The 24,464-nt window shown below is 69.0% G+C and carries 19 protein-coding genes; 13 read left to right on the forward strand and 6 right to left on the reverse strand.

What is annotated here, in order from left to right; translation table 11 throughout:
- Positions 1-51 precede the first annotated feature (51 nt).
- Positions 52-972 (forward strand): folate-binding protein YgfZ, encoded by a 921-nt coding sequence (locus tag QHF84_RS08440; RefSeq protein WP_281312680.1) that lies wholly within the window; start codon positions 52-54, stop codon positions 970-972.
- A 71-nt stretch (positions 973-1,043) separates the two neighbouring features.
- On the opposite strand, the gene QHF84_RS08445 is transcribed toward QHF84_RS08440, so the two are convergent.
- The 3 genes from QHF84_RS08445 to uppS all read right to left on the reverse strand — a co-directional run bounded on the left by QHF84_RS08445 (position 1,044) and on the right by uppS (position 4,150).
- Positions 1,044-2,369 (reverse strand): Glu/Leu/Phe/Val dehydrogenase, encoded by a 1,326-nt coding sequence (locus tag QHF84_RS08445; RefSeq protein WP_281312681.1) that lies wholly within the window; start codon positions 2,367-2,369, stop codon positions 1,044-1,046.
- Between the two features lie 183 nt (positions 2,370-2,552).
- Complete coding sequence (locus QHF84_RS08450) at positions 2,553-3,350, reverse strand: phosphatidate cytidylyltransferase (RefSeq protein WP_281312682.1); 798 nt, start codon at positions 3,348-3,350, stop codon at positions 2,553-2,555.
- A 23-nt stretch (positions 3,351-3,373) separates the two neighbouring features.
- Entirely contained in the window at positions 3,374-4,150 is a 777-nt protein-coding gene (gene uppS, locus QHF84_RS08455; RefSeq protein WP_281312683.1) for a polyprenyl diphosphate synthase, read from the reverse strand.
- A gap of 77 nt (positions 4,151-4,227) precedes the next feature.
- Between uppS and QHF84_RS08460 the strand changes: the two genes are divergently transcribed.
- Both QHF84_RS08460 and QHF84_RS08465 read left to right on the forward strand, forming a co-directional pair.
- Positions 4,228-5,565 (forward strand): 3-keto-5-aminohexanoate cleavage protein, encoded by a 1,338-nt coding sequence (locus QHF84_RS08460; protein ID WP_281312684.1) that lies wholly within the window; start codon positions 4,228-4,230, stop codon positions 5,563-5,565.
- Positions 5,562-8,120: a hypothetical protein gene (locus tag QHF84_RS08465; protein WP_281312685.1), complete on the forward strand. Its 2,559-nt coding sequence runs from the start codon at positions 5,562-5,564 to the stop codon at positions 8,118-8,120. The genes QHF84_RS08460 and QHF84_RS08465 overlap by 4 nt, the downstream gene beginning before the upstream one ends.
- Before the next feature lie 45 nt (positions 8,121-8,165).
- Here QHF84_RS08465 and QHF84_RS08470 read toward each other — a convergent pair whose 3' ends face one another.
- Both QHF84_RS08470 and QHF84_RS08475 read right to left on the reverse strand, forming a co-directional pair.
- Entirely contained in the window at positions 8,166-9,011 is an 846-nt protein-coding gene (locus QHF84_RS08470; protein WP_348652847.1) for a sigma-70 family RNA polymerase sigma factor, read from the reverse strand.
- Between the two features lie 153 nt (positions 9,012-9,164).
- Complete coding sequence (locus QHF84_RS08475) at positions 9,165-10,205, reverse strand: DUF882 domain-containing protein (RefSeq protein WP_281312790.1); 1,041 nt, start codon at positions 10,203-10,205, stop codon at positions 9,165-9,167.
- 261 nt (positions 10,206-10,466) lie between these two features.
- Here QHF84_RS08475 and pilM point away from each other — a divergent pair, with 261 nt between their 5' ends.
- The 10 genes from pilM (at position 10,467) to QHF84_RS08525 (ending at position 23,946) form a co-directional block, all read left to right on the forward strand.
- Entirely contained in the window at positions 10,467-11,525 is a 1,059-nt protein-coding gene (gene pilM / locus QHF84_RS08480) for a type IV pilus assembly protein PilM (protein ID WP_281312687.1), read from the forward strand.
- Positions 11,522-12,160: a PilN domain-containing protein gene (locus tag QHF84_RS08485; protein ID WP_281312688.1), complete on the forward strand. Its 639-nt coding sequence runs from the start codon at positions 11,522-11,524 to the stop codon at positions 12,158-12,160. Before pilM ends, QHF84_RS08485 begins: the two co-directional genes overlap by 4 nt.
- Positions 12,160-12,804, forward strand: a complete 645-nt coding sequence (pilO, locus tag QHF84_RS08490; RefSeq protein WP_281312689.1) for a type 4a pilus biogenesis protein PilO — start codon at positions 12,160-12,162, stop codon at positions 12,802-12,804. Before QHF84_RS08485 ends, pilO begins: the two co-directional genes overlap by 1 nt.
- Entirely contained in the window at positions 12,801-13,433 is a 633-nt protein-coding gene (locus tag QHF84_RS08495; RefSeq protein ID WP_281312690.1) for a pilus assembly protein PilP, read from the forward strand. Before pilO ends, QHF84_RS08495 begins: the two co-directional genes overlap by 4 nt.
- A 45-nt stretch (positions 13,434-13,478) precedes the next feature.
- Positions 13,479-15,830, forward strand: a complete 2,352-nt coding sequence (gene pilQ, locus QHF84_RS08500) for a type IV pilus secretin PilQ (RefSeq protein WP_281312691.1) — start codon at positions 13,479-13,481, stop codon at positions 15,828-15,830.
- Positions 15,831-15,874: 44 nt separating this feature from the next.
- Positions 15,875-17,653, forward strand: coding sequence for a hypothetical protein (locus QHF84_RS08505; RefSeq protein ID WP_281312692.1), 1,779 nt, complete (start codon positions 15,875-15,877; stop codon positions 17,651-17,653).
- A 441-nt stretch (positions 17,654-18,094) separates the two neighbouring features.
- On the forward strand, positions 18,095-19,825 hold the full coding sequence (locus QHF84_RS08510; RefSeq protein ID WP_281312693.1) for a MopE-related protein: 1,731 nt from the start codon (positions 18,095-18,097) through the stop codon (positions 19,823-19,825).
- Between the two features lie 123 nt (positions 19,826-19,948).
- Positions 19,949-20,674 carry a hypothetical protein gene (locus QHF84_RS08515; protein ID WP_281312694.1) on the forward strand — a complete coding sequence of 242 codons (726 nt, stop codon included), beginning with the start codon at positions 19,949-19,951 and terminating at the stop codon, positions 20,672-20,674.
- An 18-nt stretch (positions 20,675-20,692) separates the two neighbouring features.
- The gene (locus QHF84_RS08520; protein ID WP_281312695.1) at positions 20,693-23,509 is read left to right on the forward strand and encodes an MYXO-CTERM sorting domain-containing protein; all 2,817 of its coding nucleotides are present in this window, start codon (positions 20,693-20,695) and stop codon (positions 23,507-23,509) included.
- On the forward strand, positions 23,506-23,946 hold the full coding sequence (locus tag QHF84_RS08525; RefSeq protein WP_281312696.1) for a hypothetical protein: 441 nt from the start codon (positions 23,506-23,508) through the stop codon (positions 23,944-23,946). The genes QHF84_RS08520 and QHF84_RS08525 overlap by 4 nt, the downstream gene beginning before the upstream one ends.
- A gap of 23 nt (positions 23,947-23,969) precedes the next feature.
- On the opposite strand, the gene QHF84_RS08530 is transcribed toward QHF84_RS08525, so the two are convergent.
- On the reverse strand, positions 23,970-24,212 hold the full coding sequence (locus tag QHF84_RS08530) for a hypothetical protein (RefSeq protein WP_281312697.1): 243 nt from the start codon (positions 24,210-24,212) through the stop codon (positions 23,970-23,972).
- Between the last annotated feature and the right edge of the window lie 252 nt (positions 24,213-24,464).

Below are 24,464 nucleotides of genomic sequence, written 5' to 3' on the forward strand. Positions count from 1 at the left end.
CCCGAGGGCTTGCCCCGCTCCCCTTCGAACCCCCATGAAATTCCGAACGCCATGAGCGAACACGACATCGCCACGCTTCGCCGCGCCCTCACCGAAGGCGCGCTCCTCCTCCCTGCGCCCGAGCTCGGGACGTTGTCGGTGCGCGGCAAGGACCGACAAACCTGGCTGAACGGGATGATCACCTGCGACCTCGCGCCGCTGAAAGCAGGGCAGGGCGCGTATGGATTCGCCGTCGCCAAGACCGGCAAGATCCTCGCGGAGCTGCGCATCCTGATCGACGACGACCGGATCCTCGTGGGCGCGCCGCGGGATCGGATCGCGGTGCTCATCGAGCACTTCGATCACTACGTGATCATGGAGGACGTCGAGCTCGAAGACGCGAGCGAGGAGGTCGCCTGGATCGTCGCGCACGGCCCGGGATCGAAGGACCTGCCAGCGCTCGCGCGCGCGCATGGCGCGCTCGCCGCCGCCTCGGTGGACATGTCGGGCAAGGGCGGGGCGCTCTTCGCGTTCGAGCCCAAAGACGTCGACGCCGCGCTCGGACGCTTGGAGCGCAAAGGATCCCCGCCGGTGCTCGTCGCGGACGAGGCCTCGTGGGAAGCCTTGCGCGTGGAGATCGGCCTCGGCCGCTGGGGCAAGGATTTTTCGGGGGAGAACTATCCGCAGGAGGCCTCGCTCGAGGCTTTTGCGGTCTCGTTCCAGAAGGGCTGCTACCTCGGGCAGGAGGCGGTCTTCATGCTGCAGAACCGCGGGCACGTGAAGAAGAAGCTCGTCCCGATCTCGATCGAGGGCGACGCGGAGGTGCCCGCTTCCGCGGAGATCACCGATCCCACGGGCAAGGTGATCGGAAACGTGACGAGCACGGCGAAGGGGGAAGACGGCCGCGTGCTCGCGCTCGGGTACGTGAAGTACAAGCAAGCGCAGAAAGGCACGGCGATCTCCGTTGCAGGGAGGCCGGCCGTCGTTTCCTGAGGGATCGCCGAAAAAAAGCGGCGCGCGGATCCGAGATCACGCGCGCCGCAAAGGCCTTTATCGAGATTGGATCAGGGGAAGATGTCGCGCTCGCCGTAGGCCGCGGCGATACGCTGGAGTGCGACGGCGTAGGCAGCGACGCGCATCGAGCACTTCTTCTGCCGCGCAAGCTCGACGACCTCGCGGTAGGCGCGCTGCATTGCCTTCTCCAGGCGCTCGTCGACCTCTTCGAGCGTCCAGTGCTCGGAGCGCTTGTTCTGCACCCACTCGTAGTAGCTGACGGTCACGCCGCCGGCGTTCGCGAGCACGTCGGGCAGGATGTCGATGCCACGATCGATCAGGATGCGCTCGCCCTCGGGCGAGCAGGGGCCGTTCGCGCCCTCGGCCACGAGCTTGACCTGGAGCGACTTCGCCTCCTCGATGCCGATCTGGTTCTCCAGCGCGGCGGGGATGAAGATGTCCGCCTTGATCTTGAAGAACTCCTCGCGGCTGATGGTCTTGCCGCCCGGGTAGCCCGCGATCGAGCGGTTCTTCTTGACGTAATCCTGGAGCTTGTGCGGGTTGAAGCCCTCGGGGTTGTAGAGGTAACCCGTGTGATCACCGACCGCGATCGTCGAGGCGCCGAGCCGCGACAGGATGAGCGAGGTGAATGAACCGACGTTGCCGAAGCCCTGCACGATGAGCGTCGCGCCGCCGAGCTGGAAGTCGCGCTCCTCGGCCCACTCCTGGATCGTATAAACGAGGCCCTGGCCCGTCGCCTTCTCGCGCCCGAGCGTGCCGCCGACGGCGACGGGCTTGCCCGTCACGACGCCCTTGACCGACTGGCGGAACAGGCTGCCGACGGTGTTCATGTACGTATCCATGGCCCACGCCATGGCCTTCGCGTCCGTGCCGACGTCCGGCGCCGGGATATCCGTATCCGGGCCGATGTTCGAGCCGAGCGCGTGGAAGAACCGACGCGTGATCCGCTGCAGCTCGTCGCGCGAGACCTTGTTCGGATCGAACTTGACGCCACCCTTGCCGCCGCCGAGCGGCAGGTTCATCAGCGCGCACTTCCAGGTCATCATCGCCGCGAGCGCCTTGACGTCGTCGAGCGTGACACCCTCGTGATAACGAATGCCGCCCTTGTACGGGCCGAGCAAGTTATTGTGCTGGACCCGGTAGCCCTTGAAGAGCCGGATCGAGCCATCATCCATCTTCACGGGGAAGTTGATGATGATCTCGTTCTTCGGCTGGCTGAGGATCGTCTTGATGTACTCGGGCAAATCGATGACGCGGGCGGCCTCGTCCAGATAGCCCTGTACGACCTTGAAGAACTCGTACTTGTGGTGCTTCTCGACAGAGGCGGGCGGCACGCTCACGGACCCGGCAGTGCTCACCGTCTGTTGGTTATCCATGGGTGGCCGTTCTAGTCCGTGCCAAAGCCCAAATCCATTTTTTGTTTCGCGGTCCTGCGCGCGCGCCGCGCGTCATTCGCCGATGACGCGCGTCATCGACCCTTTTGCGAAAAAATTGCCATTTGTGCGCTGCAACATCGCGCCCGCGCGACGACACGCGTCATTGGGTGGTCACTCGATCGATCAAGGTCGAGGCCAGAAGAAGAGGACGTAGATGTATGTGAACGTCCCGGTCACCATGAGCGCATCGACTCGATCGAGGATGCCGCCGTGCCCAGGCACGATGCCGCCCGAGTCCTTGACCCCGGCCGATCGCTTGATCATCGACTCCGCGAGATCTCCAGCCTGCCCGGCCGCGCCCGCGACGAGGCCGAGCACGATCGCGTGGTTCAAGGGCAAACTCTTCAAGTAGAGATAGTGCCCGACGACAGCGCCGATGACGGCCGCCGCGAGCCCGCCGAGCGCGCCCTCGATCGTCTTCTTGGGGCTGACCGCCTCGTAAAGCTTGTGTTTGCCCAGGAACCGGCCCGCGAAGTATGCGCCGGTGTCGCTGAACCACGAGAGCACGAGCGCGAGCAGCACGAAGCCCGGGCCCCCGTCGCGCCGCAAGAGCGCGACCGAGCCGAGGCCGCCGCCGAGGTAGAGCGGGCCGAACCCCATCGCCATCGCGCGGAGCGCCGCCGTCTCGATCGACCCGAGCCGCGCGAGGGTGATGAAGAGCGCGGCCGTCGGCAGGAGGAAGAGCATGGCGACGAGCGCAGCCGCGTTCGTCGTGAAGAACCAGAGCGTCGCCATCACGCCGAGCGAGAGCAGGACGCCGAGGATCCGCGAGGCGCGATCCAGTGGATGCGTCATGCCGAACAGCTCGAGCGCGCCCACGGCGAGCGCGAGCGCGAGGAAGAGCGCCCAGCCCCAGGGAGGGCCGAAGTAGAGCAGCGCGAGGAGGACGGGGATGGCGACGACTGCCGAGAGCAGTCGCATCGCGAGATTACTACGGGCCAAGTTCAAACCCCAATGGCCCCGCCACCGAGGGGCGAAGCCGTGCGCGGAGACGTAGCATGCGAAAGGACACGACCGAAGCGCCTCTCGCGGCGCTGGTAGCTCGCGAGCGCCTCGAAGAGGTCCTGCTCGGTGAAGTCGGGCCAGAGGACGTCCGTGAAGGCGAGCTCGGCGTACGCCGCGCCGAAGAGGAGGAAGTTCGAGATCCGATGCTCGCCACCCGTACGAATGATGAGGTCGGGCTCGCCGACGCCGAGGCTCGGCAGGCGCGAGGCGATCGCCCGGGTGTCGATCGACTGCGGATCGAGCCTGCCCTCGCGCGCCTCGATCGCGAGGTCCCGCGCCGCCCGCGCGATCTCCTCCTGGCCGCCGTACGAGAGCGCGAGCGCGAGCGTCATCTTGCGGTTGTCCCCCGAGGCCGCGCGCAGCGGATCGAGCGCCTCCCGCACGAACGGCGGCAACCTTTCGAGGTCGCCGATCGCCACGAGCCGGATCTCGTTGTCGAGGATCTCGCCCCGCTCCGAGACCAGAAACTCGCGCAAGAGCCCCATCAGCGCGTCCACTTCACCGATCGGCCGCGCCCAGTTCTGCTCGCTGAACGCGTACAACGTCAGGGCCGTCAGCCCGAGCCGCCGCGCCGCTCGGACCACCCGCCGGACCGCCGCACTGCCAGCCTTGTGACCAGCCTCACGAGGTTCGCCGCGCAATTCGGCCCAGCGGCCGTTGCCGTCCATGATGATCCCGACGTGATGTGGGAGGTTGCTCGCGTCTACGTACGTCATCACAGTCTCGAACGCCCGAAAGGCGCGGCGCAGTTTCCCCTGTTGACTACCGACTGTCGACTGTTGAGTCTCCCGCCATGAGCATCGGCCTAGGTTTGACCGTCACGCTTCGCGTCCGTATCGGAGCCCACGACGCCCACTACGCGGGCGAGCTCGTCGATGGAGCCCGGATCCTCGGGCTTTTCGGCGATGTCGCCACGGAGCTGCTCATCCGCCTCGACGGCGACGAGGGGCTGTTCCGCGCCTACGAGGCCGTCGAGTTCCTCGCGCCCGTCCGTGCCGGCGACTACATCGAGGCGACCGGCGTCATCACGAAGGTCGGCAACACCTCGCGCACGATGGCCTTCGAGGCCCGCAAGGTCATCGCGAACGTGCGTGATCCCGCGATCTCGCCCTCCGCGGCGGACGCGTTCGCCGAGCCGGTCGTGGTCTGCCGGGCGATCGGCACGTGCGTGGTGCCGAAGGAGCTGCAGCGCCGGCCGCGCCTCGTGCTCCCCGCGCTCTCGTCGCCCGGCCCCGAGCTCGTGGCCAAGCTGCCCGAGCCGCGCCCGATCATCACGCCGCCTCCGCACGTGATCGTCACGCCGCCCGAGTCGCCGCTCGTGCTCACGGCCGCGATCGTGGGCGCCGAGGTGACGCGCGCGCAGACGCCCTACCTGCCGATCACGGCGCAGGAGCTCGCGGACGAGGCCGCTCGTTGTCGCGACGCCGGCGCCTCCGTGATCCACCTGCACGTGCGCAACGCCGACGGCACGCCATCGCAGTCGACCGAGCTCTTCGGCGAGGCGATTGCTCGCATCCGCGAGAAGACGGACGTCATCATCCAGACCTCGACCGGCGGCGCCGTCGGCATGAGCGTCGAGGAGCGGCTCGGCCCGCTCGCGTGCAAGCCCGAGATGGCCACGCTGAACTGCGGCACGATCAACTTCGGCGACGACATCTTCGTGAACACGCGCCCCGACATCCGCGCGATCGCGCGCCGCATCCGCGAGGCCGGCAGCATCGCGGAGCTCGAGTGTTACGAGGTCGGCCACATCCACGAGGCGCTCGCGCTTCTCAAGGAAGGCCTCATCGGCGAGCCGCTGCACTTCCAGTTCGTGCTCGGCGTGCCCGGCGCGATCATGCCGAGCGAAGCGGTCGTCCAGTTCATGCGCTCGCAGATCCCGGCGGGCGCGACCTGGGGCGTCGCCGCGGTCGGTCGCCACCAGCGGCCCATGACCGAGCTCGCGATCAAGCTCGGCGGCCACGCGCGCGTCGGGCTCGAAGACAACATCTACCTGGAGAAGGGCGTCCTCGCGGAGGGCAGCGCGCCGCTCGTCGCGCGCGCCGCCGCCTACGCGAGGAGCCTCGGCCGCGAGATCGTGGATCCCGATCGCGCTCGCGTGCTCCTCGGTATCACCACGGCCGCTGCGTGATCGTGCGATCCCAGAACACCCCTGCCCAGCAAGCCTCGACGTCGCCGCGAGGCACCTTTGTCGAGACCCTCGCGGCGCACGCGCGCTCCCGTGGACCGTTCGTCCTCGGGATCGCGCTCGTCGCGCTCCTTTTCCGCGTCGCCACGAGCCCCGCGCCTCCCGCGCGTAGCGTCGAGGCGGTCGCGGCCATGCTCGGCGCCTCCGTGGGCGGCTCCGTCCGGCCCGAAGATTTCGTGTGGGAAGAGCGCGGCGGGCTGGTGCACGACGCCATGATCGGCCGTCGCGTGCTGTTCCTCGCGGCGCGGCCGAGCGGGCCGAATGCTACGCCGACGAACGATCTTTACCGCGCGGAGGTTCGCATCTCGCGCGGGGGTCGGCCGGTCGCCGTGCGCAGGGTCGTCAACCTGACGAACACGCCGCTCGGGCACGAGCACGACCTCGTCGCGCACGGCCGCTGGGCCGCGTATGCGACGAGCGCCGACGGCCTCGTCCAGGGGATCACGATCCTCGATCTCGCGGGTGATGCAGCCGCGCAAGCCGCGCGCAGCCGGAGCGAGCGCCTGCGCGCCTCCGTGGAGAACTGGCTCTCCGAGGGCGCGCTGCGTGGCATCGGGGAGACCGCGGTGCTCTTCGGCGTGCCGCCGAAGGAAGCGCGCTTCGAGCTCACGGAGGACATGCTCGTCATGGCCCTCGGCGAGGCCGCGCTGCCCGCCGCGGTGACGCTCGCCGATGCCTCCGTGAACCCCGGCACGCGCGACGAGCACGCGCTCGCGGCGCAGCGACTCCCGCATGACGTGACCCCGTGGTCGCGTTTCCTCGAAGAGACCTCGCGCGAGCTCATCGGCGAGGGCGCGGCCGGCCGCGTGAAGCGGATCGCCACGAGCGCCCGGACCACGGCGATCCGTCTGCGTGAGGCGACCGCATCCCCGCCGCCGGAGCTCCCGGCCGCGCCGGCGACCGAAACGCCCTCGGACGAAGGTTTCCCGCCGCCGCGCGTGGCCACGAAGCGCGACCGGACCTTGCCCGGCGAGGGCCTGTGGATCCCCGCGCCCGCGGCGCATCCCTTGCCGATGAGCAAGCCCGAGGCGCCGCCCGCGATCTTCACGACGCTCGTCCGCCCGGATCCCGATCGCCCGCACGCCGTCGTGCACCTCGTCGCGATGGATGGCCGGCGCCTCGAGCTCCGCCCGATGCCCGGAACGCTCGCGCCGCGCACGCCCACGGGCCTGCGCGGCGAGGGCCGCATCCCGGCCGCCGACGTGCCCGCCGCCGTCGCCGTGTTCGCGGGCGGCCCGCCGGCAAACGCGCCGCCGCTCGGCCTCGTCGTCGAGCGTCGCACCTTCCTCGCGCCGCGCCCGGACGCCTCCACGCTCGCCGTCGATCGCTTCGGTCGTCCCTCGATCGGCGCCTGGCCCTTCGGCGCGGACGTGCCGGCGGGGATCCGCTCCCTCCGGCAAACCGGCGCGCCGCTCGTCACGTCGGGCCACATCGGAAAACTCTCCGAAGCCGACGTGGTCCTCGCCGATCGCTCGGCGCTCTGCGTGACCGAGGCGGGCCACCTGATCTACGGCTGGGGCGAGGCGCTACCCGCCGAGCTCCTCGCGCGCGCGCTCGTGCTCGCCGGCTGCCGCGAGGCCCTGCCGCTCGCCACGAGCCCGGATCCCACCGGCATCGGCTTCTTCCAGCGAACGGGCGACGAGATCGGCGCGAGCACGCACGCGGCCGGCATGTCCCTCGACCCCGCGCGCGCGCTCAGCGGCTCGCCCACCGAGCTCGTCTACGTCGTCGTGCGCAAGGCGAACCCGGACGCGCCGCTGCCCGAGGGCGTCGCGTGGGAGCCGGATCCGGGCACGCAACCCGCGCCGCTCTGGCAACCGGGCATCTACACCGCGACCGTCTCCAAGCTCGGCGCGCAGGTGCGCCTCGCGTGGTTTGCCCCCGAGCGCTTCACCTTCCACATCCGCGCCGGCGAGAAGGAGCTCTCGCACCGCTTCGGCGGCACCTTCCCCGGCACACTCTCCGACGCCGAGCGGCCCCACGTCCTCGCCGCCGTCGGCCTCGGCACGGCCCGCCGCAAGGGCCCGCGAGGGCTCGCGATCGACGGCTCCATCGGCCTCAAGTTCGGCCCCGGCGCCGGCGTGCTCGTCGTCGGCGATGGCCCCGTGCGCATCGACAAAAGCGAAGCCTTCACGCCCACGCCTGACGCCGACGCAACCGAGCTCCCTCTCACCGCGGACGAGGGAAGGCCTCTCCCCGAGGCGCGTGTCGTCGGCTCGATGCGCCCGCGCACGGCCCTCTGCGCGCTCGGCGACGGCGCGGTCCTCCTCGCGTCGACGACCTTCGACACGGACGAGGCCACGACCGAGGCCCTCGTGGACGCGGGCTGCAGCCGCGTCGTGGCGCTCGATCGCGGCGCGCACCTCAACGCCTTCGTCCACCGCGCCGGCGGCGAAACGCCTCCCGAGGCGCGTTACGAGCAGACGACGCTCTACGCCCTCTCGAGCCCGATGCGGGGCCGCGCGTCCACGTTGCTCGATTCTACGAAAGCGAACTAGTCATCTTCGCCCCTCTTCCGCGCGGGAGAGGGGAGGGGGGTGCGGCTAGGCCGCGGCCCGCTGGATGAGGATCTTCAGCCGCCCGAGGGCGCGCGCGTGGAGCTGCGACACGCGTGGCTCGCTCACGCCGAGGTGCAGGCCGATGTCCTTCAGCTTCACGCCGTCGAAGTAGTGCATCCCGACGATCTGCCGCTCGCGCTCGGGGAGTTGCTCCATCGCCCGGAAGAGCGCGCGGTACGACTCGCGCGCCTCGTACGCCGCCGCCGGATCCTCGTCCTCGGCGATCAGGTGCACCTGCTCTTCCATCGGCGTGAGGTCATGCAGGCTCACGAGACACGTCGGCCGTGCGGAGCTCGACTCGCTCTCCCGCGCGGCCGTCACGGCGGCGCGCCGTCGCCGGCTCAGCCAGTCCTGGGCCCGCAGCTCGTCCACCACCGCGCCGCGGATGCGCATGCGCGCGTACCACTCGAACGTCTCGCCCCCGTTGCCACCGTTTCTGCGGAGCGAGTCGAGCAGCCCGAACACGCCGGCGGCGAGCAGGTCGTCCCGCAGCACGTTGGCCGGCAGGCGCCGCGCGATCTGCGCGACGATCTGGTTCACGAGGGGCAGGTAGCTCTTGAGGGTTTGCGCACACACCGGCGCCAGGCTCCCCTCCTGGACTGCGCGGGCGCGTCGAGGCCTCACGTCGGACAGCGGGGCTTCGGGGAGCGAGCGGCGACCGACCATGCTGGCGGGCTCTTGCGGGGCGCAGGGCGACACCATGGCCGTGCACCCGCTCAGATCCGCCTGGGCGATGACGGTCGCGTCTCGTTCCTGAACATCCTGTCGGTGGAAGTAGGACTGCTGCATCTGTTCAGGGACCTCGTGATGTAAGCAACGTTCGTGGCACATCCTTGTGAGGTGGCAAGGAGCGGCTCGTCCCAAACGTACACTGGTCCCGTCCTCCAGAGAAGGACCGCAGACGAATCTACACCACGCATTCTGCACCAGGAAATTCCCTCAGACTCTCAGGAAAATCCTTACGGTTGCCTCGCCGAGACTGGGTCAGTTCTGACCCGCCTTCGGCGTATTTCGAGGCGTCGGATCCTGGGTACTGGAGTTTCCAGTTGAAGGATCAACGACTTGCGAAGGGGGGGGATGGGTATCCCCGGACCCACCTCCCTGCGAGGGGGGTGTAGGCTGCGTTTCTTTTCCTGCCCCAGCGGGGGCAGGGGTCGCGCCCGAAGGCGCTTGATCCACGTCCGCGGTCGACTCGTCCGCCGAAGCCTGGGCCACGGGGGAATCATACCGAGGGGCTTCGCCGGGTCTGGAGTAGTCGATCCAGAAGGCCTTCGTGGTCCGGACGTCGAGGTGAACGAATGTGCTGTTTGGGTAGTAACCTACCCCAGCATTGCGGAAGGTCCGACAGAAATCGCGCAGCATCGTGTTCGGCACGCCCTCGATGCTGAAATCGATCGCCCTGCCCAGGTTGTGGTTCGAGTGCTTGGTGTACTGGGTGGGGGAGTAGGGACGGAACCCACTCGTGATGTGGATCGGGCGCCCGCCGAAGTGATCGCTGACCATGCCGATCAGCGTGGCGAGGCGCGGATCGATGGCTGTCTTCGAGCCCGAGGGCCCGTGCCGCATCATCTTGCTGAGCCCCGTGAGCGCTGACGGCACGAGCCGCCCGTGCTTCGTGAGGAGCTGCGTCTCGAGCCGATCGCTCCCGCGCACGAGCTTCACGAACCCCGGGCGCTTCGGCTTCATCACGAGCGGCTCGGGCTTCGCCGGTTTCGCGTCGCCCTTCTTTTTTCCCTTGCCAGTGGCGGCGTTCTCCTTCGCGTCCGCCTTCTTGGCGTCCTTCGCCGCTCGTCCGGCCGCTGCTTTCTTCGCGGCCTCCGCTTCTTTCCCCTTTTCGGGGATCACGAGCTCCTGGCCCGGCTTGAGGAGCTGCCCGGGCCGCAGCCCATTTGCCGCTCGGATCGCCTCCACCGTCGTACGATACCGCTTGGCGATCTGGACGAGCACCTGCCCCTTGGCAACGACGTGAACGACGTCCCCCGCCTCCGCGTATACTGAGAGGAGCGCGACCGCCGCCCCGGCCATCAAGGCCACGCAGCGGAGCCCGAACGAAGATCGAGCTGGTTTCGAGGCGAAAGCGTCCATGTGATGAATTCAACATTGCCCCGGGGCTCGCTACGACCACGCACCCAAGGCTGTCTTACCTTCGGTACGCGGAACCGTTCGATGCGTAAAGCACTATTTTGGCCGTGGATTGGCGGCGGTGCGATGCTGGCTCGGACCCCCTCCCGGGGTCGGGCCGGCGGAGCCCCCGCGCGCCGCAGCTACGAGGACCAGGACTGATCGATGGCGGACGGAAACAACCTGGTGGGCGTCGACATCGGCTCGAGCGCCATCAAGGTGTGCCAGCTCAAGGAAGGGCGCAAAGGCCTGTCGTTGGTCCGGGCCGGCTACTGCCCGCTGCCGCCGCAGAGCATCGTCGACGGCCACGTGATGAACGCGTCGGCCATCGTCGCTGCCGTGGGCCGCGCGCTCGCCGACGCGAAGATCAAGCAGCGCGAGGTCGCGCTCAGCATCAGCGGCCAGGCCGTGATCATCCGCAAGATCACGGTGCCGCTGATGACCCAGAGCGAGCTCGACGAGCAGATCCAGTGGGAGGCGGAGCAGCACATCCCCTTCGACATCAAGGACGTGCACGTCGACTACGAGGTCCTCCGTCGCCGGCCCGAGGCAGGGCAGATGGATCTTTTGCTCGTCGCCGCAAAACGCGAAGAGGTGAGCGACTACCTCGAGGTCGCGCGCCAAGCGAAGCTCAAGCCTCTCGTCCTCGACATCGACGCCTTCACCGTCCAGAACCTCTTCGAGTACGGCCGCGGCATCCCTGCCGAGCAGACGTTCGCGATCATCAACGTCGGCGCCTCGCTCACCTCGATCAACATCGTCTCGCGCGGCGCGAGCTCCTTCACGCGCGACATCCCGAACGCGGGCAACTACGTCACCGAGCAGATCCAGAAGCAGCTCGGCGTGACGTTCGAACAGGCCGAGGAGCTCAAGTGCCAGAGCGTGGCGCAGCCCTTCGGCCCGACGGCCCAGGTGCCGCCGATCGTCGACGCCGTTTGCGACACGATCGCCGGCGAGATCCAGCGCTCGCTCGACTTCTTCCTCGCCACGAGCGGCGAGCCCGAGATGCACCGGATCTACCTCACGGGCGGCACCTCGAACTTGCCCGCGCTTCCGGCGGCGATCTCGCGACGCTCGCGCGTGCAGGTGGAGCTGCTCCAGCCGCTCGAGCGCGTGACCGTCGAGGGCAAGGATGTCAACGCCGACATGCTCCGCACCCGCGGCTCGCAGCTCTGCGTGGCCCTGGGTCTCGCCATGCGCAAAGACAAGGAGAAGCGCGCGTGATCCGGATCAACCTCCTGCCGCACAAGCGCGGCGCGGCGACGGGGGCCCCGAGCCAGCGCTGGCTGCTCGTCGTGCTCGCCGTGGTGCTGCTCGAGATCGTGGGGCTCTTCCTCTTCTATCAGTCGAAGCGCGAGGAGCTCGACGCGCAGAACCGCACGAACGCGCAGCTCAAGAGCCAGATCGACGACATCAAGCGCCTCGTCGCCGATCACGACGAGATCAAGAAGGCCCTCGCCGTGCTCCGCGCGCGTGAAGAGGCGATCGCCAAGCTCCAGGCGGGCCGCACCGGGCCGACCGCGGTCTTGCTCGAGCTCGCGCAGATCTTGACGACCGGCAAGGGGCCCTCGGCCGATCCGGACAAACTCGCGAAGCTGCGCAAGGACAACCCCCTCGCGGTGTTCAATCCGTCCTGGGACTCGCGCAGGCTCTGGATCACGGCGTACCTCGAAGGGCAACGCACGGTGCGCATCGAGGGCCTCGCGCGCGACGGCAACGACGTCTACGAGCTCGCGCAGCGGCTCAAGCTCTCGCCCTATTTCTACGAGGTCACGCTTTTGCCTGGAAAGAAGGACGAGGACCGCACCGCGAAGATCGATCTCGTGAGCTTCGCGCTCCAGCTCAAGGTGAGGTACTGATGGCCGCCAAAGCCCCCGCGGCGGGCAGCTCGTCGCTCGATCGCCTGCCCCTCGCCGGAAAGATCGGCGTCGGCCTCTTGTTCCTGACGCTCGTCGGCGCGCTCTTCTTCGTCTTCGTCTACGAGGACCTCTCGAACGAGCTCGCCGCGGCCAAGCAACGCGAAGGCACGCTCCGCGGCGAGCTGCGCGCGGCCGAGGCCGTGAGGGAGGCCTACCAGAAGGATCGCGACGAGAAGATCCGCAGCGAAGCGCGCGCCGAGCAGACGAAGAAGATCCTGCCCGACGAGCCCGAGACGCCCGCGTTCCTCGCCTCGCTCCAGCAGACGGCCACCATCGCCGGCGTGAACCTCACGAGCTGGACGCCCATCGACGAGATCCCGCAGGAGTTCTTCGCGAAGGTGCCGATGAAGCTCACGCTCACCGGCCGCTACCACCAGATCGCAAAGTTCTTCCACGGCGTGGGGCAGATCGACCGCATCATCAACATGGAAGACATCCAGATGAAGCTGTCGACGAAGGCCAGCACGGCGAAGCCCGATCAGCCCGTCGAGCCGGAGGTCACGGTCGAGTGCCTAGGGACCGCGTTCCGCGCGCTCAGGCTCGACGGCAAGGACGGCGCGAAGCGAAGGGGGACCGGGAAATGAAGAGCCCGCGTTCGCTCCTCTGGGTCCTCTTCGCCGCGCTTGCGCTCTTCGTGTTCGCCGCCGGCTGCGAGGACGACGAGATGTGGGTGCCGCCCCCGAGCGCGAGCCCTTCGCCCGGCGCCGGGCCCGACGCGGGCGCGGGCACGGATGGCGGGGCCGCCGCGGCCGCGAAGAAAGACCAGCCGGAGCTGCCGCAACGGGAGTTCGTCGAGGCCGACTTCACCGAGACCGAAAAGAACCGCGATCCGTTCCGCGGCTTCGCGAGCGTCTTCGCGCAGCAGGCCAAGGGCCGCGCCGTGGTGCAGCGGACGGTCGTGATCGAGCGGTACGCGCTCGACGAGCTCAAGCTCTCCGGCCTCGTCACGCGCTCGCAGCCGCGCGCGCTCTTCATCGACCCCGCCAACGTGGGGTGGGTCGTCAAGGTCGGTGATTACGTGGGCAAGCCCGAGATCGTGCGCACTGGCGGGCCTGCGGGGGTCGACGTGGCCATCAACTGGCGTGTCGATCGGATTCGCGAGGGGGACGTCGTCTTTGTTCGCGAGGACCCGGCACACCCGGAAATCGCCCCCGTGACGCGAGTGATCGCCCTCTTCCCCGAGGAAAACGCGGGCAACGAGGCCCGGCGGTAGCGACGAACTAGGCCCACTTCGCGCGGTTTGGGTAGCATCGGGGGCATGCTGACGAAACCGCGCTCCGCGATGCTTCTTGCGGCGCTCCTTTCCCTCGTCCCCGCAAGGGCATTCGCCGACGGGAACACGCGGCTCGAAGTACGGGACGTCAAGCTCGCATCGACTGGCAAAGGCGAGGCTCGTGTCTCGGTCACGACGAGCGCCGAGCCGCGCTTCTTCGCGCGTGTCGACAGCGGCGGAAAGCGCCTCGTGATCGACGTCTCGGGCGCCGAGATCAAGGGCGCGCCCGCGGCCATCACGCAAGGCAACGCCCTCGTCGGCGGCGTCCTCACGCAGACGTTCGATCAAGACGGCAAGAAGATCACGCGTGTCCTCGTGCAGCTCGCGCGCACGGCGGAGTACCGCATCAGCGCCACGCCGACGGGCCTCGTCGTCGACCTCGCGGCCGCGGACGCGACGGCGCCGATGCGCGCGGCCGCGCCGGTGGTGACGTCGTCGCCTGCGACGCCGAAGGCCGAGGAGCGCAAGGCCGATCATGCCTCCGGCGCGGCCGTCACGAACGTCCGTTACGACCACCAGGCGGGCAAGGATCGCGTCACGATCGAGCTCAACGAGAGCGTGAAGTTCTCGCACGTGACCTCGGCGAGCGGCCGCTCGATCCTCGAGCTCGAAGGCGTGCGCCTGCCCGACGCGCTCGAACGCAAGCTCGACGTGAGCGCCTTCGGCGGCACCATCACGGCGATCTCCACGTATCGGCGCAAGAGCGACGCCTCGCGTGTCGTCGTCGAGGTGGAGCCCCGGGGGTCTGGGGGCGCAGACCGCGAAGGCGGTCGGAGCCCTCAGTCGTCGAACAACGACGCGGTCGGCGTCGTCTCGCGTGAAGGCAACACGCTCGTCCTCACGTTCGCCGACAGCGCGGCGCACCCGATGCTCAGCGGCGTCGGCGCCGACGGCGGGGCTGCGCGACGCGTGCGCACGGTGGCGCGGGAAGAGGACGTCTCCGCGACGCCGAGCACGTCGCGCGCCGCGGAGACGACGGTGGACGGCGAAGAGGCCGCGGGCTTCTTGCCGACCACGCTCGCGCAGCAGCGCCGCTTCACGGGCCGGCGCATCGACCTCGACCTCAAGGACGCCGACATCCACAACGTCCTTCGCCTCGTCTCCGACGTCGGCCGCGTCAACATCGTCACGTCCGACGACGTGAAGGGCAACGTCACCATCCGGATGCGCAACGTCCCTTGGGATCAGGCCCTCGAGACGGTCCTCCAGGCCAAGGGCCTCGGCATGGTCCGCCAGGGCAACATGATCCGCGTCGCGCCTCAGGCCGAGCTCAACAAGGAGCGCGAGCTCGACCTCGCGCGCCGGAAGAGCGAGCTTGCGCTGGCGCCGCTCGAAACGCGCCTCATCCCGGTCAACTACGCCGTCGCGAAGGAGCTCCAGGCGCGTGGCAAAGATCTCCTCTCGCCGCGCGGCTCGCTCGCCGTCGACGAGCGCACGAACGTCCTCGTCGCGCGTGACGTCGCGGGCAACCTCGACCAGCTCGAAGAGCTCGTGCGTGCGCTCGACACGCAGACGCCGCAGGTCCTCATCGAGGCGCGTATCGTCGAGGCCACGAGCCGCTACCTGCGCGACGTCGGCATCCAGTGGGGCGGCGACGGCACCATCAGCCCTGCGACTGGCAATCCCACGGGCCTCGTCTTCCCCTCGCAGATCGGCATCACCGGCGGCGCGAGTGATCAGGCCACGCCCACCGGTGGCCTCTCGCCGTTCCAGAACACCGTCCAGAATCCGAACTTCGCGGTCAACCTGCCGGCCGTCACGGGCACGGGCCTCGGCGGCGCGATCGGTATGACGCTCGGCTCGATCGACAACACGGTCAACCTCGCCGTGCGCCTCTCGGCGGCGGAGGCGAGTGGCCTTTTGCGGATCGTCTCGAGCCCGCGCATCCTCACGCTCGACAACCGCGAGGCGCGCATCAGCCAGGGCACGCTCATCCCGTTCTCGCAGATCAGCGCGCAGGGCGTGCAGACGACGTTCCAGGAGGCGAAGCTCCAGCTCCTCGTCAAGCCGCACGTCACGAGCGACGGCAGCGTCTCGATGCACGTCAAGATCAACCGCGACGAGCCCGACTTCAACCAGACCTCGGCGCGCGGCGATCCCACCATCTTGAAGCGCGAGGCCGAGACCGATCTGCTCATCATGGACGGCCACACCGCGGTCATCGGCGGCATCTTCACGCGCAACACCGGCCGAAACCTCGATCAGGTCCCCGTCCTCGGCGACATCCCGATCCTCGGCGTCCTCTTCCAGCGCCGCAGGTCGAGCGACAGCCGCAGCGAGCTCGTGATCTTCATCACCCCGCGCATCGTCAACCGCGCAGAAGCGCTCGGGAAGTAAGGCCGTTGACGGGTCGCTGGGAAGCCAGAAAACTGGCGACCAGGATGACCACGAACGCCCTCCGAACCAGACGCTCGTCCTTTTCCCTTCCTCGCGTCTTCCTCGGCATCTGGGGCACGGCTGCGATCGTCGCGATCGCCGGCTGTGACGACGGCACCGGCACGTGGGCCGCTTCGGGCACGTCCTCCGAGGGCCCGAGCGGCGGCGCGGGCGGCTCGATGCCGACCGGTGGCATCGGCGGGACCGGCGGCGTCGGCGGGCAGAACTGCGTCCCCGAGACGTGCAACAGCGTCGACGACGATTGTGATGGTGACATCGACGAGGAGGGCACCGACGTCGGCGACGGTTGCAGCCCCGGCTATCTGGGCGTCTGCGCGGAAGGCGCCACGACCTGCCACCACGGTGTCATCATCTGCCAATCGCTCGTCCTCCCGAGCCCCGAAATCGCGGATGGGCTCGACAACGACTGCAATGGCCTCGTCGACGACGGCCTCGCGCTCGGCAACGGGCTCTGGGCCAAGGGGTACGGGAGTGACGCGGCCTCGCAGAGCGGGTTCCGCATCGCCACGGATTCGGCGGGGAACATCGGCGTCATCGGCACGATGACGGGCGGCAACATCCATTTCGGCGGCGACACCATGACCGTCACGGGCTCGGCCGACGCGTTCCTCGTCAAGCTCGACCCGAACGGCGGCTTCTTGTGGCAACAGCAATTCAGCGCGACGAACGAGCTCGGCCACGTCAATGCCCTCGCCTTCGATCCGGCCGGCCATGTCTTCACCGCCGGCTACTTCGTCAGTGGCATGACCGTCGGAGGCGCGTCCCTCACCCCCATCGGCGGCGGCGGGGACATCTTCCTCCTCAAGCACGACGGCGCCACGGGCGTGGTGCTCTGGAGCAAGGTCCTCGGCGAATCCACCAATTCGCAAAATGCGGTTGACATCGCCGCCACGAAGGCGGGCGGCGTCGTGGTCACCGGGACCGTCAACGGCGGCGCCGTCGATTTCGGCGGCGGCGGCTTGAACGGCTCGCACGCCGACGCCTTCCTTGCCATGTACGACGCGACCGGCGCCCACGTGTTCAGCAAGCGATTCGTGGACAGCGCGTTCCAGTACGGCCGCGGCGTCGCCGTGAATGCGGCGGGCGAGATCGTCCTCGCCGCCGAGGTCCAGAACACGATCGATTTCGGCGGCGGCGTGCTCGTGTCGACGGGTCTGACCGACGTCGCGCTCGCGAAGTTCGCCGCGGATGGGACGCACATCTGGAGCAATGTCTACGGCTCCTCGTACGCGCAGGAGGTCAGCCGGGTGGCCTTCGATCCGCAGGGCAACATCCTGGTCGCGGGCACGCACCAGAATGCCCTCGAATTCGGCTGCGGGCCCGTGTTTCCGCCGAACGACGCCGGGTTCTTCGTGGCGAAGTTCGATCCGAACGGCGCGTGCCTCTGGACGAAGACCTACGGCACGACGCCCGCCAAGGCGTTTTACGCGCCAACCCTCGCCGTGGATCCTGCCGGCAACGTCATCGTGGCGGGTACGTTCCTGGGCAGCATGGACCTCGGCGGCGGCGTGATGAACGCCGTCGCCTCGTCGCCCGACATCTTCGTGCTCAAGCTGAGCCCCGCGGGCGACTACCTGTGGAGCAAGCACTACGGCGACCCGCTCGTGTACGAGACCGACGTATGCAACGGCGTGGCGACGGACCCGATGGGGAACATCGTGCTCACGGGCGAGTACGGCGGCACGATCGACTTCGGCCTCGGGACGCTCTCGTCCGGCGACCTGAACACGCAGGACGTGTTCGTGGCGAAGCTCTCGCCGTGAGGGGTTGACGCGCATCGGCAACCAAGCGGAAGCGCTCGGAAAATCGCAGTTTGCGTGGACCAGGGGGCGCTTGCAACGCGTGCAAGCGCCGATCGACACGTCCGGGAGCCGCCTGCACCGCGTGCAAGCGGCACTTTGTATGGTCATGGAGCCGTTTGCACCGCGTGCAAGCGGCACTTGGTACGGTCATGGAGCCGTTTGCACCGCGTGCAAGCGGCACTTTGTATGGTCATGGAGCCGTTTGCATCGCGTGCAGGCGGCACTTTGTATGGTCATGGAGCCGTTTGCACCGCGTGCAGGCGGCATCCGGTACACGCAAAGAGCGGTTTGCACGCGTTGCAAGCGGGGGAGCGCGTCTCGATCCGACGAGTCCACCGCCGGGAAGCGCTGGGCAGGTAACCGCCTTGGCAAATCTCCCGAAAGCTCGATACCGTGAGGCTCATGCCCTTGCATGATCACCGTCCCAAGCGCTCGTCCTTTTCTCTCCAGCACCTATTCCTCGGCCTGTGCGGCACGGCTGCGATCGTCGCGATCGGCTGCGGCGACGGCGGGAGCACGGCGTCCACGTCAAGCAGCGGGCAGGCCGGCGGCACGGGCGGGGCCGGCGGGCAGGGTTGCGTCCCCGAGATCTGCAACGGCCTCGACGACGACTGCGACGGCAGCGTCGACGAGGACGTCCCCGACGCCGGCATGGTGTGCGACACCGCGCTCCCCGGCGTTTGCGCGGCCGGCACCTCGACCTGCACGAACGCCGTGATGACCTGCGAGCCGAACGTGAAGCCGAGCCCCGAGGCGCCGGATGGGCTCGACAACGACTGCAATGGTCAGGTCGACGACGGCCTTTCCCTCGGGAACGGGCTCTGGGCCAAGGGATACGGGAGCGACGCGGATTGGCAGTCCGCACGAGGCATCGCCACGGATTCGGCAGGGAACATCGCCGTCATCGGCCAGCTCGAGGGCGGCGACATCGATTTCGGCGGCGGCCCGATGACGGTGACGGGCACGGCCGATTCGTTCCTCGTCAAGCTCGACCCGAGCGGCGGCTTTTTATGGCAGCAGCAATTCAGCTACGGCGATCCGTACGGCAGTCTCACTTCCGTCGCCTTCGATCCGGCCGGCAACGTGTTCACGGCCGGATACTTCTCCAGCAACATGACCGTGGGGGGCACATCCCTCGTCCCCAGCGGCACCAGCAAAGACATCTTCATCCTCGAGCACGACGCTTCCACGGGCGTGGTGCTCTGGAGGAAGGTCCTCGGCGAATCCACCGAGCCGGAGAACCTGCAAGACATCGCCCCGACCCCGGCGGGCGGCCTCGTGATCACCGGGACCGTGTTTGGAGACACGGTGAATCTCGGCGGCGGCGCTTTGAAGGGTTCGTACGCCGATGCCTACCTCGCCGTCTACGACGCCGCGGGCGCCCACGTCTTCAGCAAACGATTCGGGGACGACCTGGCCCAGATCGGCCGGACCGTCGCCGTCAATGCGGCGGGCGAGGTCGTGCTCGGCGTCGACCTCCACGGCGCGGTTGATTTCGGCGGCGGCGTGCTCACGTCGGCGGGCGACATCGACGTCGCGCTCGCGAAGTTCTCCGCGGACGGGACCCACCTCTGGAGCAAGGCGTACGGCACCGCGGCGATGCAGAACATCAACGAGGTGGCCTTTGATGCGCAAGGGAACATCCTGATCTCCGGCAGCCACGTAAATCCCATCGATTTCGGGTGCGGGCCCGTGTCGCCGCCGAACTACGTCGGCTTCTACGTGGCGAAGCTCGATCCGAGCGGCGCGTGCGTCTGGACCAGGACCTACGGCACGACGACCCCCGCCAAGATGGGCTTCTCGCCGAGCCTCGCGCTGGATCCGGCTGGCAACGTCCTCGTGGCCGGCGCTTTTTTGGGCACCATGGACCTCGGCGGCGGCGCGATGGCGAGCGGGACCTCGACGACCGACGTCTTCGTGCTGAAGCTGAGCCCCACGGGCGCCCACCTGTGGAGCAAGCAATACGGCGACCCGGGGACCGAGAGCGACGGATGTGCCGGGGTGGCGACGGATCCCATGGGCAACGTCGTGCTCACCGGCGATTTCGAGGCGAACATCGACTTCGGCACCGGGACGATCTCGTCGGGGGACCAGGGCGAGCACGACGTTTTCGTCGCCAAGCTCTCGCCTTGAGGCGTCATTCCTCTCCTTCCGCCGGCGCCTCGTGAGGCCCGCCCCCCGCGTCTACGCGCGCCGGGCCAAGAATCCGCCTCCGATTTCTTTGCCTCCCGCCCATCGGCGGCTAGGTTCCCCCCGATGAGTCCGCACTCGAACTGGTTTCGCGCGGCCACGGCGGCCCTCCTCGGCCTCGCTTCGGCGGGCGCGTGCGGCGCGGCCATGCCGGAGGCCGAACCGGTGGGACGGAGCCACGCCTCGACCGACACGGAGGCGGATGCGCTCGGCCGCAAGGCGGAAGACGATCCGTCGAAATGCCCCCACGGCGCCCTCGAAGATCCGCACCGCGGGTTCGTCCGTTGCTTGCGCCCCGACGAGCGTGACGCCGGCTGGCTCCCGCCGTCCCCGCAACCGGAGCCGCCTTCCCCGGACGCCGGCGCGGACGCGGCCCCGCCGCCCGAAACGACGCCGCCTCCGCCTCCACCGCCTCCGCCTCCGCCGCCGCCGCCGGAGAAGCCCGCGGAAAAACCCAAGCCCGGGCCTCCGCCGGTCGTCACGATCTCCACGCCCAAATTCGAGGGCGGCGACGTGCCGCGCGCCGAGAAGTTCATCACGTCGAACCTCGAAGGCATTGCCAAGTGCATCGCCGACAATGGTGGCCTGGAGGCGGCGAAGGGCTCGCTCAAGGTGAGCTTCCTCGTCCGCGCGCGCGGCCGCGCCGAGGGCGTCGAGATCGAGAGCAAGAAGGGCATCACCGAGGAGGCGGCGTCCTGCATCCGCTTGCTCCTCAAGAACCGCGCCGTCGGCGCCCCGAGCTCGGATCCCGTCGGCGTCACGGTGACCTTCTCGCTCGAACGACCTCGCTGACGATCGTATCCTGCCGGCATGGCACGGCAGCGCTTCCTCTCCTTGTCCTGCGGCACGGGCGCCCTCCTGCTCGCCTTTTTCGGCGCGGGCGCGCGCCTCCCCGACGTCGGCCCGAGCGCGGCCCGCGTCGTCTCGCCCGGGATCCCGCTCGACGCGCCGGTGTATGGTCCTTCCAAGGGAAAACAGGCGACCCCCGCGGTCGCCTATGACGGAACGAACTGGCTCGTCGTGTGGGAAGACCACGCGGCGGACGCCGCTGCGTCGGGCCTGCGCGGCGTCCTCGTGGGCCCCTCGGGCGCGCCGCTCGACCCGCAGGGCTTCGAGATCGAGCCCTCCGTCGGGTACAACTTCGCGCCCGTCGCCGCGTGGGACGGCGCGAACTGGGTCGTCGCGTGGGAAAACGGCGTCCCGGGCGACGATACGAGCTGGGACATTCGCGCGCGGCGCTTCGGACCGACCGGCACTCCGCTCGGCGACTCGTTCGTCGTCGGCGGCGCTGCGAATGCGCAACGCGCCCCGGCCATGGCCGCGGCAAACAGTCGTGTCCTCGTCGTCTGGGAGGATCTCCGCAATGGCACCTCGAACGACGTCTTCGGCGCGCGTATCCTTTCGAATGGCGTCCTGCTCGACCCGCTCGGCCTTCCCATCGGCTCCGCCACGAACGAGCAGAGCCGCCCCGCGGTCGCCTGGGACGGCACGAGCTTCGTCGTCGCCTGGCAGGACTATCGCAGCGGCACGAACCAGGATGTGTACGCGGCGCGCGTGACGCCCGCGGGCGTCGTCCTCGATCCTGCGGGCATCGCCGTCTCCGCGGTCAATGGGAGCCAGATGTACCCGGCCGTCGCCAGCAATGGCATGAGCTCGCTCCTCGTCTGGCGTGATTACCGCAGCGGAAGCTCGTACGACATCTACGGCGCGCGTGTCGATCCGAACGGCGCCGTCCTCGACGCGGCGGGCGTGCTCGTCTCGGCCGCGGCGGGCGCCCAGCGATATCCGTCGGTCGCGTGGGACGGCGTGAACTTCGTCGCCGTCTGGGAAGACCTGCGCAATGGCGGCGGCGTATACGATCTTTATGGCGCTCGCGTCGATTCACAGGGCACGGTCCTCGATCCGGCCGGGTTCGCCGTGATGAAAGGCGGCGCGGACGACCTCTCCGTCGCGCTCGCCCCCGGCGCGAACCATACCCTCGCGGTCTGGGATGCCGACCGGGATGGTCGCGACATCGTCGGCGCGCGTATCATCCAGGGCGGCACGGCCGTCGACACGCCCCCGGCGCTCCTCTCCACGGCGCCGAACGAGGAGCGCATCGGCGACGCGGCGTTCGACGGGACGAACTGGTTCGTCGTCTGGGCGGACGCGCGAAATGGAGGCACCACCATTGCCGGCGCCCGCGTGAGCCCTGCGGGCCAGGTCCTCGATGCCTCGGCGATCCTCGTCGCTTCGGGGCAGGGCCCCGTCTCGAATCCGCGCGTCGCGTTCGACGGGAAAAACCACCTCGTCGTCTGGACCGACCGGCGCACGACCCAGAACCAGTCCGACGTCTACGCGGCGCGCGTGACCCCTGCCGGCGGCGTCCTCGATCCCGGCGGTTTTCCCGTCGCCACGGGCACCTCGTCGCAGGAGTCGCCGTCCGTCGCGTCCACGGGCAGCGCCTGGCTCGTCGCCTGGCTCGACGATCGCAATGGCGCCACGGCCTGGGACATCTACGGCGCGCGCGTCTCGTCCTTCGGCGCGGTGCAGGATCCCCAGGGCTTTCCGATCACGACCGCGCCGGGCTCCCAGTTCCTCTCGGACCTCGCCTCGAATGGCTCGCTCTACCTCGCCGTGGCCTCCGATCTTCGCTCTGACACGAAAGGCGACATCTACGCCTTCCGGATCGACCCGAACGGCGCGGTCCTCGACGGCGCGGGCATTGCCGTATCGGTCGCGCCGAATGCACAGACGAACCCCACGGTCAGCTTCGACGGCAACGATTTCCTGGTCGTCTGGTCCGACGACCGAGCCGCCACGGCGCCCGACATCCACGCCGCGCGGGTCACGGCCGCGGGCGTCGTCCTCGATCCGAACGGCCTCGTGCTCGCGGCGACGCCCGGCGCCGAGCGTGCGCCTTCGGTAGCCTTCGACGGCGCGGGGCACGTCGTCACGTATTCGATTCCCTCGGACGGCGCGAACGACATCGTGGGGCTTCGGCTGCACGCCGACGGCACGCCCGTGGATGCAATGCCTTTCGTGATCAGCGCGCAGCCGGAGGAGGAAAATCCATCGATCGCTTGTGCGGGGCCGCCTGGAAGTGTGCTCGTCGCATACGGGGCGCAGGACGACGCGACGGATCGAATTCGCGTCCGGGCGAGGATCGTGACCGACGATGGAAGCGGGGCCGGCGGTGCGGGAGGCGCAGGCGGAAGCGGAGGCGCGGGCGGAGCCGGAGGCGGAAGCGGAGGCGCAGGCGGAAGCGGAGGCGGAAGCGGAAGCGGAGGCGGAAGCGGCGGCGCAGGCGGAAGCGGCGGCGGAAGCGGGGGCGTAGGCGGAAGCGGGGGCGCAGGCGGAAGCGGAGGCGCAGGCGGAGCCGGTGGCGCAGGCGGAAGCGGAGGCGCGGGCGGTATCGCTGGAAACGGCGGTGCTGGCGGCAGCGCCGGTGCGGGCGGCCTTGGCGGAATGGGCGGCGGCGCCTCGTCGGGCGGTGGTGCTCGACCCTCGGGCCCGATCCTCGACGATGGAGGCTGTGGATGCCGGATGACCGACGACGCTCCGGGGACCTCGCCGGCCCTCCTCTCGCTTGCCGCGCTTTTTCTCCTGCGGAGACGCCGGATCGAGCGTAAACTCCGGTCCGCGTGACGACGGCGGGGGATCCATCGGTGGGCACGGAGCTACGTTTCGGCGCGCACAGGCTCGTGTTCGAGGCGCCGGACACGGTTCATGTCGAGCTTCGCGGCGAGCTCGGCGAGGAGCTCCAGCCGATGGTCGAGGCGCTCGAGGCCTGGTGCGTGGGCCGCCCCTACATGCTCACGCTCGCCTCGGTCTCGGGCGTCACGACCTGGACCGCCGGTGCGCGGAAGGTCGCATTGTCGTCGCACCGCATTCGCCTCCCGCCTCGCGCCCTCGCTCTTTATGGGGGAGGTTTTGCATTACGCATGTCCGTCGAAATGCTCATGCGCGCGACGGCCGCGCTCGGGGCCCGCGACCGGTACTTCTTCCACGGCCACGACGAGGCCGCAGCACGCGCGTGGCTCACGGACATGCGCCCGAAGCTCGCAGGCGAGGCGAAGGCGTAACCCTTCCACGCAACGACGCGTGCTCACCCCTCGTTCCGCGGCGCGAGCCAGCGTGCGAGCTCCTCCGGCGACCGATCGAGCACGACGTCGCCGACGCGAACGGCGCCGAGCTTGGCGAGTCGGTCGGCCAGGGTTTGTCGTTCCGGCGTGGTCAAGGGGCGCCCGAGGCGCCGTTCGAACTGGTGGGCGAGGGTTTCGAGGCGTCCCTGCAGGCGCCCCTCCTTGCGTCCCTCTTTGCGTCCTTCCCTGAAGATCCAGTTTTGCATGACCAACCTCCCGGACCCCACAGAAGCTACCACATCCTTGAGCCCTTTCACACGATGGTTTGTCTCCGCGAGGACGCTCATGGCCGCGCAGAGCTCCTCGAACTCCGTGGCTGAGCACTGCGCGCGCAAAATCCCCAAGACCTCCGCCAGTTTGTCCGCGTCCACGTCCCGGGTCAGCGGCGCGAAGATCAACCAGAACGGACTTCCTGGGCCCCTCGCAATCGAGCAGCGCCCGCGCGACCGCGTGGGGCA

It is taken from the genome of Polyangium sp. y55x31 (genome assembly GCF_029946505.1).
In the GTDB taxonomy this organism is placed as follows: domain Bacteria; phylum Myxococcota_A; class Polyangia; order Polyangiales; family Polyangiaceae; genus Polyangium.

What these genes read in the sequence shown, in the direction of transcription:
- QHF84_RS08440 (WP_281312680.1), top strand. Translation starts at nt 52, where the DNA reads ATGAGCGAACACGACATCGCCACGCTTCGCCGCGCCCTCACCGAAGGC.
- QHF84_RS08445 (WP_281312681.1), bottom strand. Translation starts at nt 2,369, where the DNA reads ATGGATAACCAACAGACGGTGAGCACTGCCGGGTCCGTGAGCGTGCCG.
- QHF84_RS08450 (WP_281312682.1), bottom strand. Translation starts at nt 3,350, where the DNA reads ATGCGACTGCTCTCGGCAGTCGTCGCCATCCCCGTCCTCCTCGCGCTG.
- uppS (WP_281312683.1), bottom strand. Translation starts at nt 4,150, where the DNA reads ATGACGTACGTAGACGCGAGCAACCTCCCACATCACGTCGGGATCATC.
- QHF84_RS08460 (WP_281312684.1), top strand. Translation starts at nt 4,228, where the DNA reads ATGAGCATCGGCCTAGGTTTGACCGTCACGCTTCGCGTCCGTATCGGA.
- QHF84_RS08470 (WP_348652847.1), bottom strand. Translation starts at nt 9,011, where the DNA reads ATGTGCCACGAACGTTGCTTACATCACGAGGTCCCTGAACAGATGCAG.
- QHF84_RS08475 (WP_281312790.1), bottom strand. Translation starts at nt 10,205, where the DNA reads ATGGCCGGGGCGGCGGTCGCGCTCCTCTCAGTATACGCGGAGGCGGGG.
- pilM (WP_281312687.1), top strand. Translation starts at nt 10,467, where the DNA reads ATGGCGGACGGAAACAACCTGGTGGGCGTCGACATCGGCTCGAGCGCC.
- pilO (WP_281312689.1), top strand. Translation starts at nt 12,160, where the DNA reads ATGGCCGCCAAAGCCCCCGCGGCGGGCAGCTCGTCGCTCGATCGCCTG.
- QHF84_RS08495 (WP_281312690.1), top strand. Translation starts at nt 12,801, where the DNA reads ATGAAGAGCCCGCGTTCGCTCCTCTGGGTCCTCTTCGCCGCGCTTGCG.
- pilQ (WP_281312691.1), top strand. Translation starts at nt 13,479, where the DNA reads ATGCTGACGAAACCGCGCTCCGCGATGCTTCTTGCGGCGCTCCTTTCC.
- QHF84_RS08505 (WP_281312692.1), top strand. Translation starts at nt 15,875, where the DNA reads ATGACCACGAACGCCCTCCGAACCAGACGCTCGTCCTTTTCCCTTCCT.
- QHF84_RS08510 (WP_281312693.1), top strand. Translation starts at nt 18,095, where the DNA reads ATGCCCTTGCATGATCACCGTCCCAAGCGCTCGTCCTTTTCTCTCCAG.
- QHF84_RS08515 (WP_281312694.1), top strand. Translation starts at nt 19,949, where the DNA reads ATGAGTCCGCACTCGAACTGGTTTCGCGCGGCCACGGCGGCCCTCCTC.
- QHF84_RS08520 (WP_281312695.1), top strand. Translation starts at nt 20,693, where the DNA reads ATGGCACGGCAGCGCTTCCTCTCCTTGTCCTGCGGCACGGGCGCCCTC.
- QHF84_RS08530 (WP_281312697.1), bottom strand. Translation starts at nt 24,212, where the DNA reads ATGCAAAACTGGATCTTCAGGGAAGGACGCAAAGAGGGACGCAAGGAG.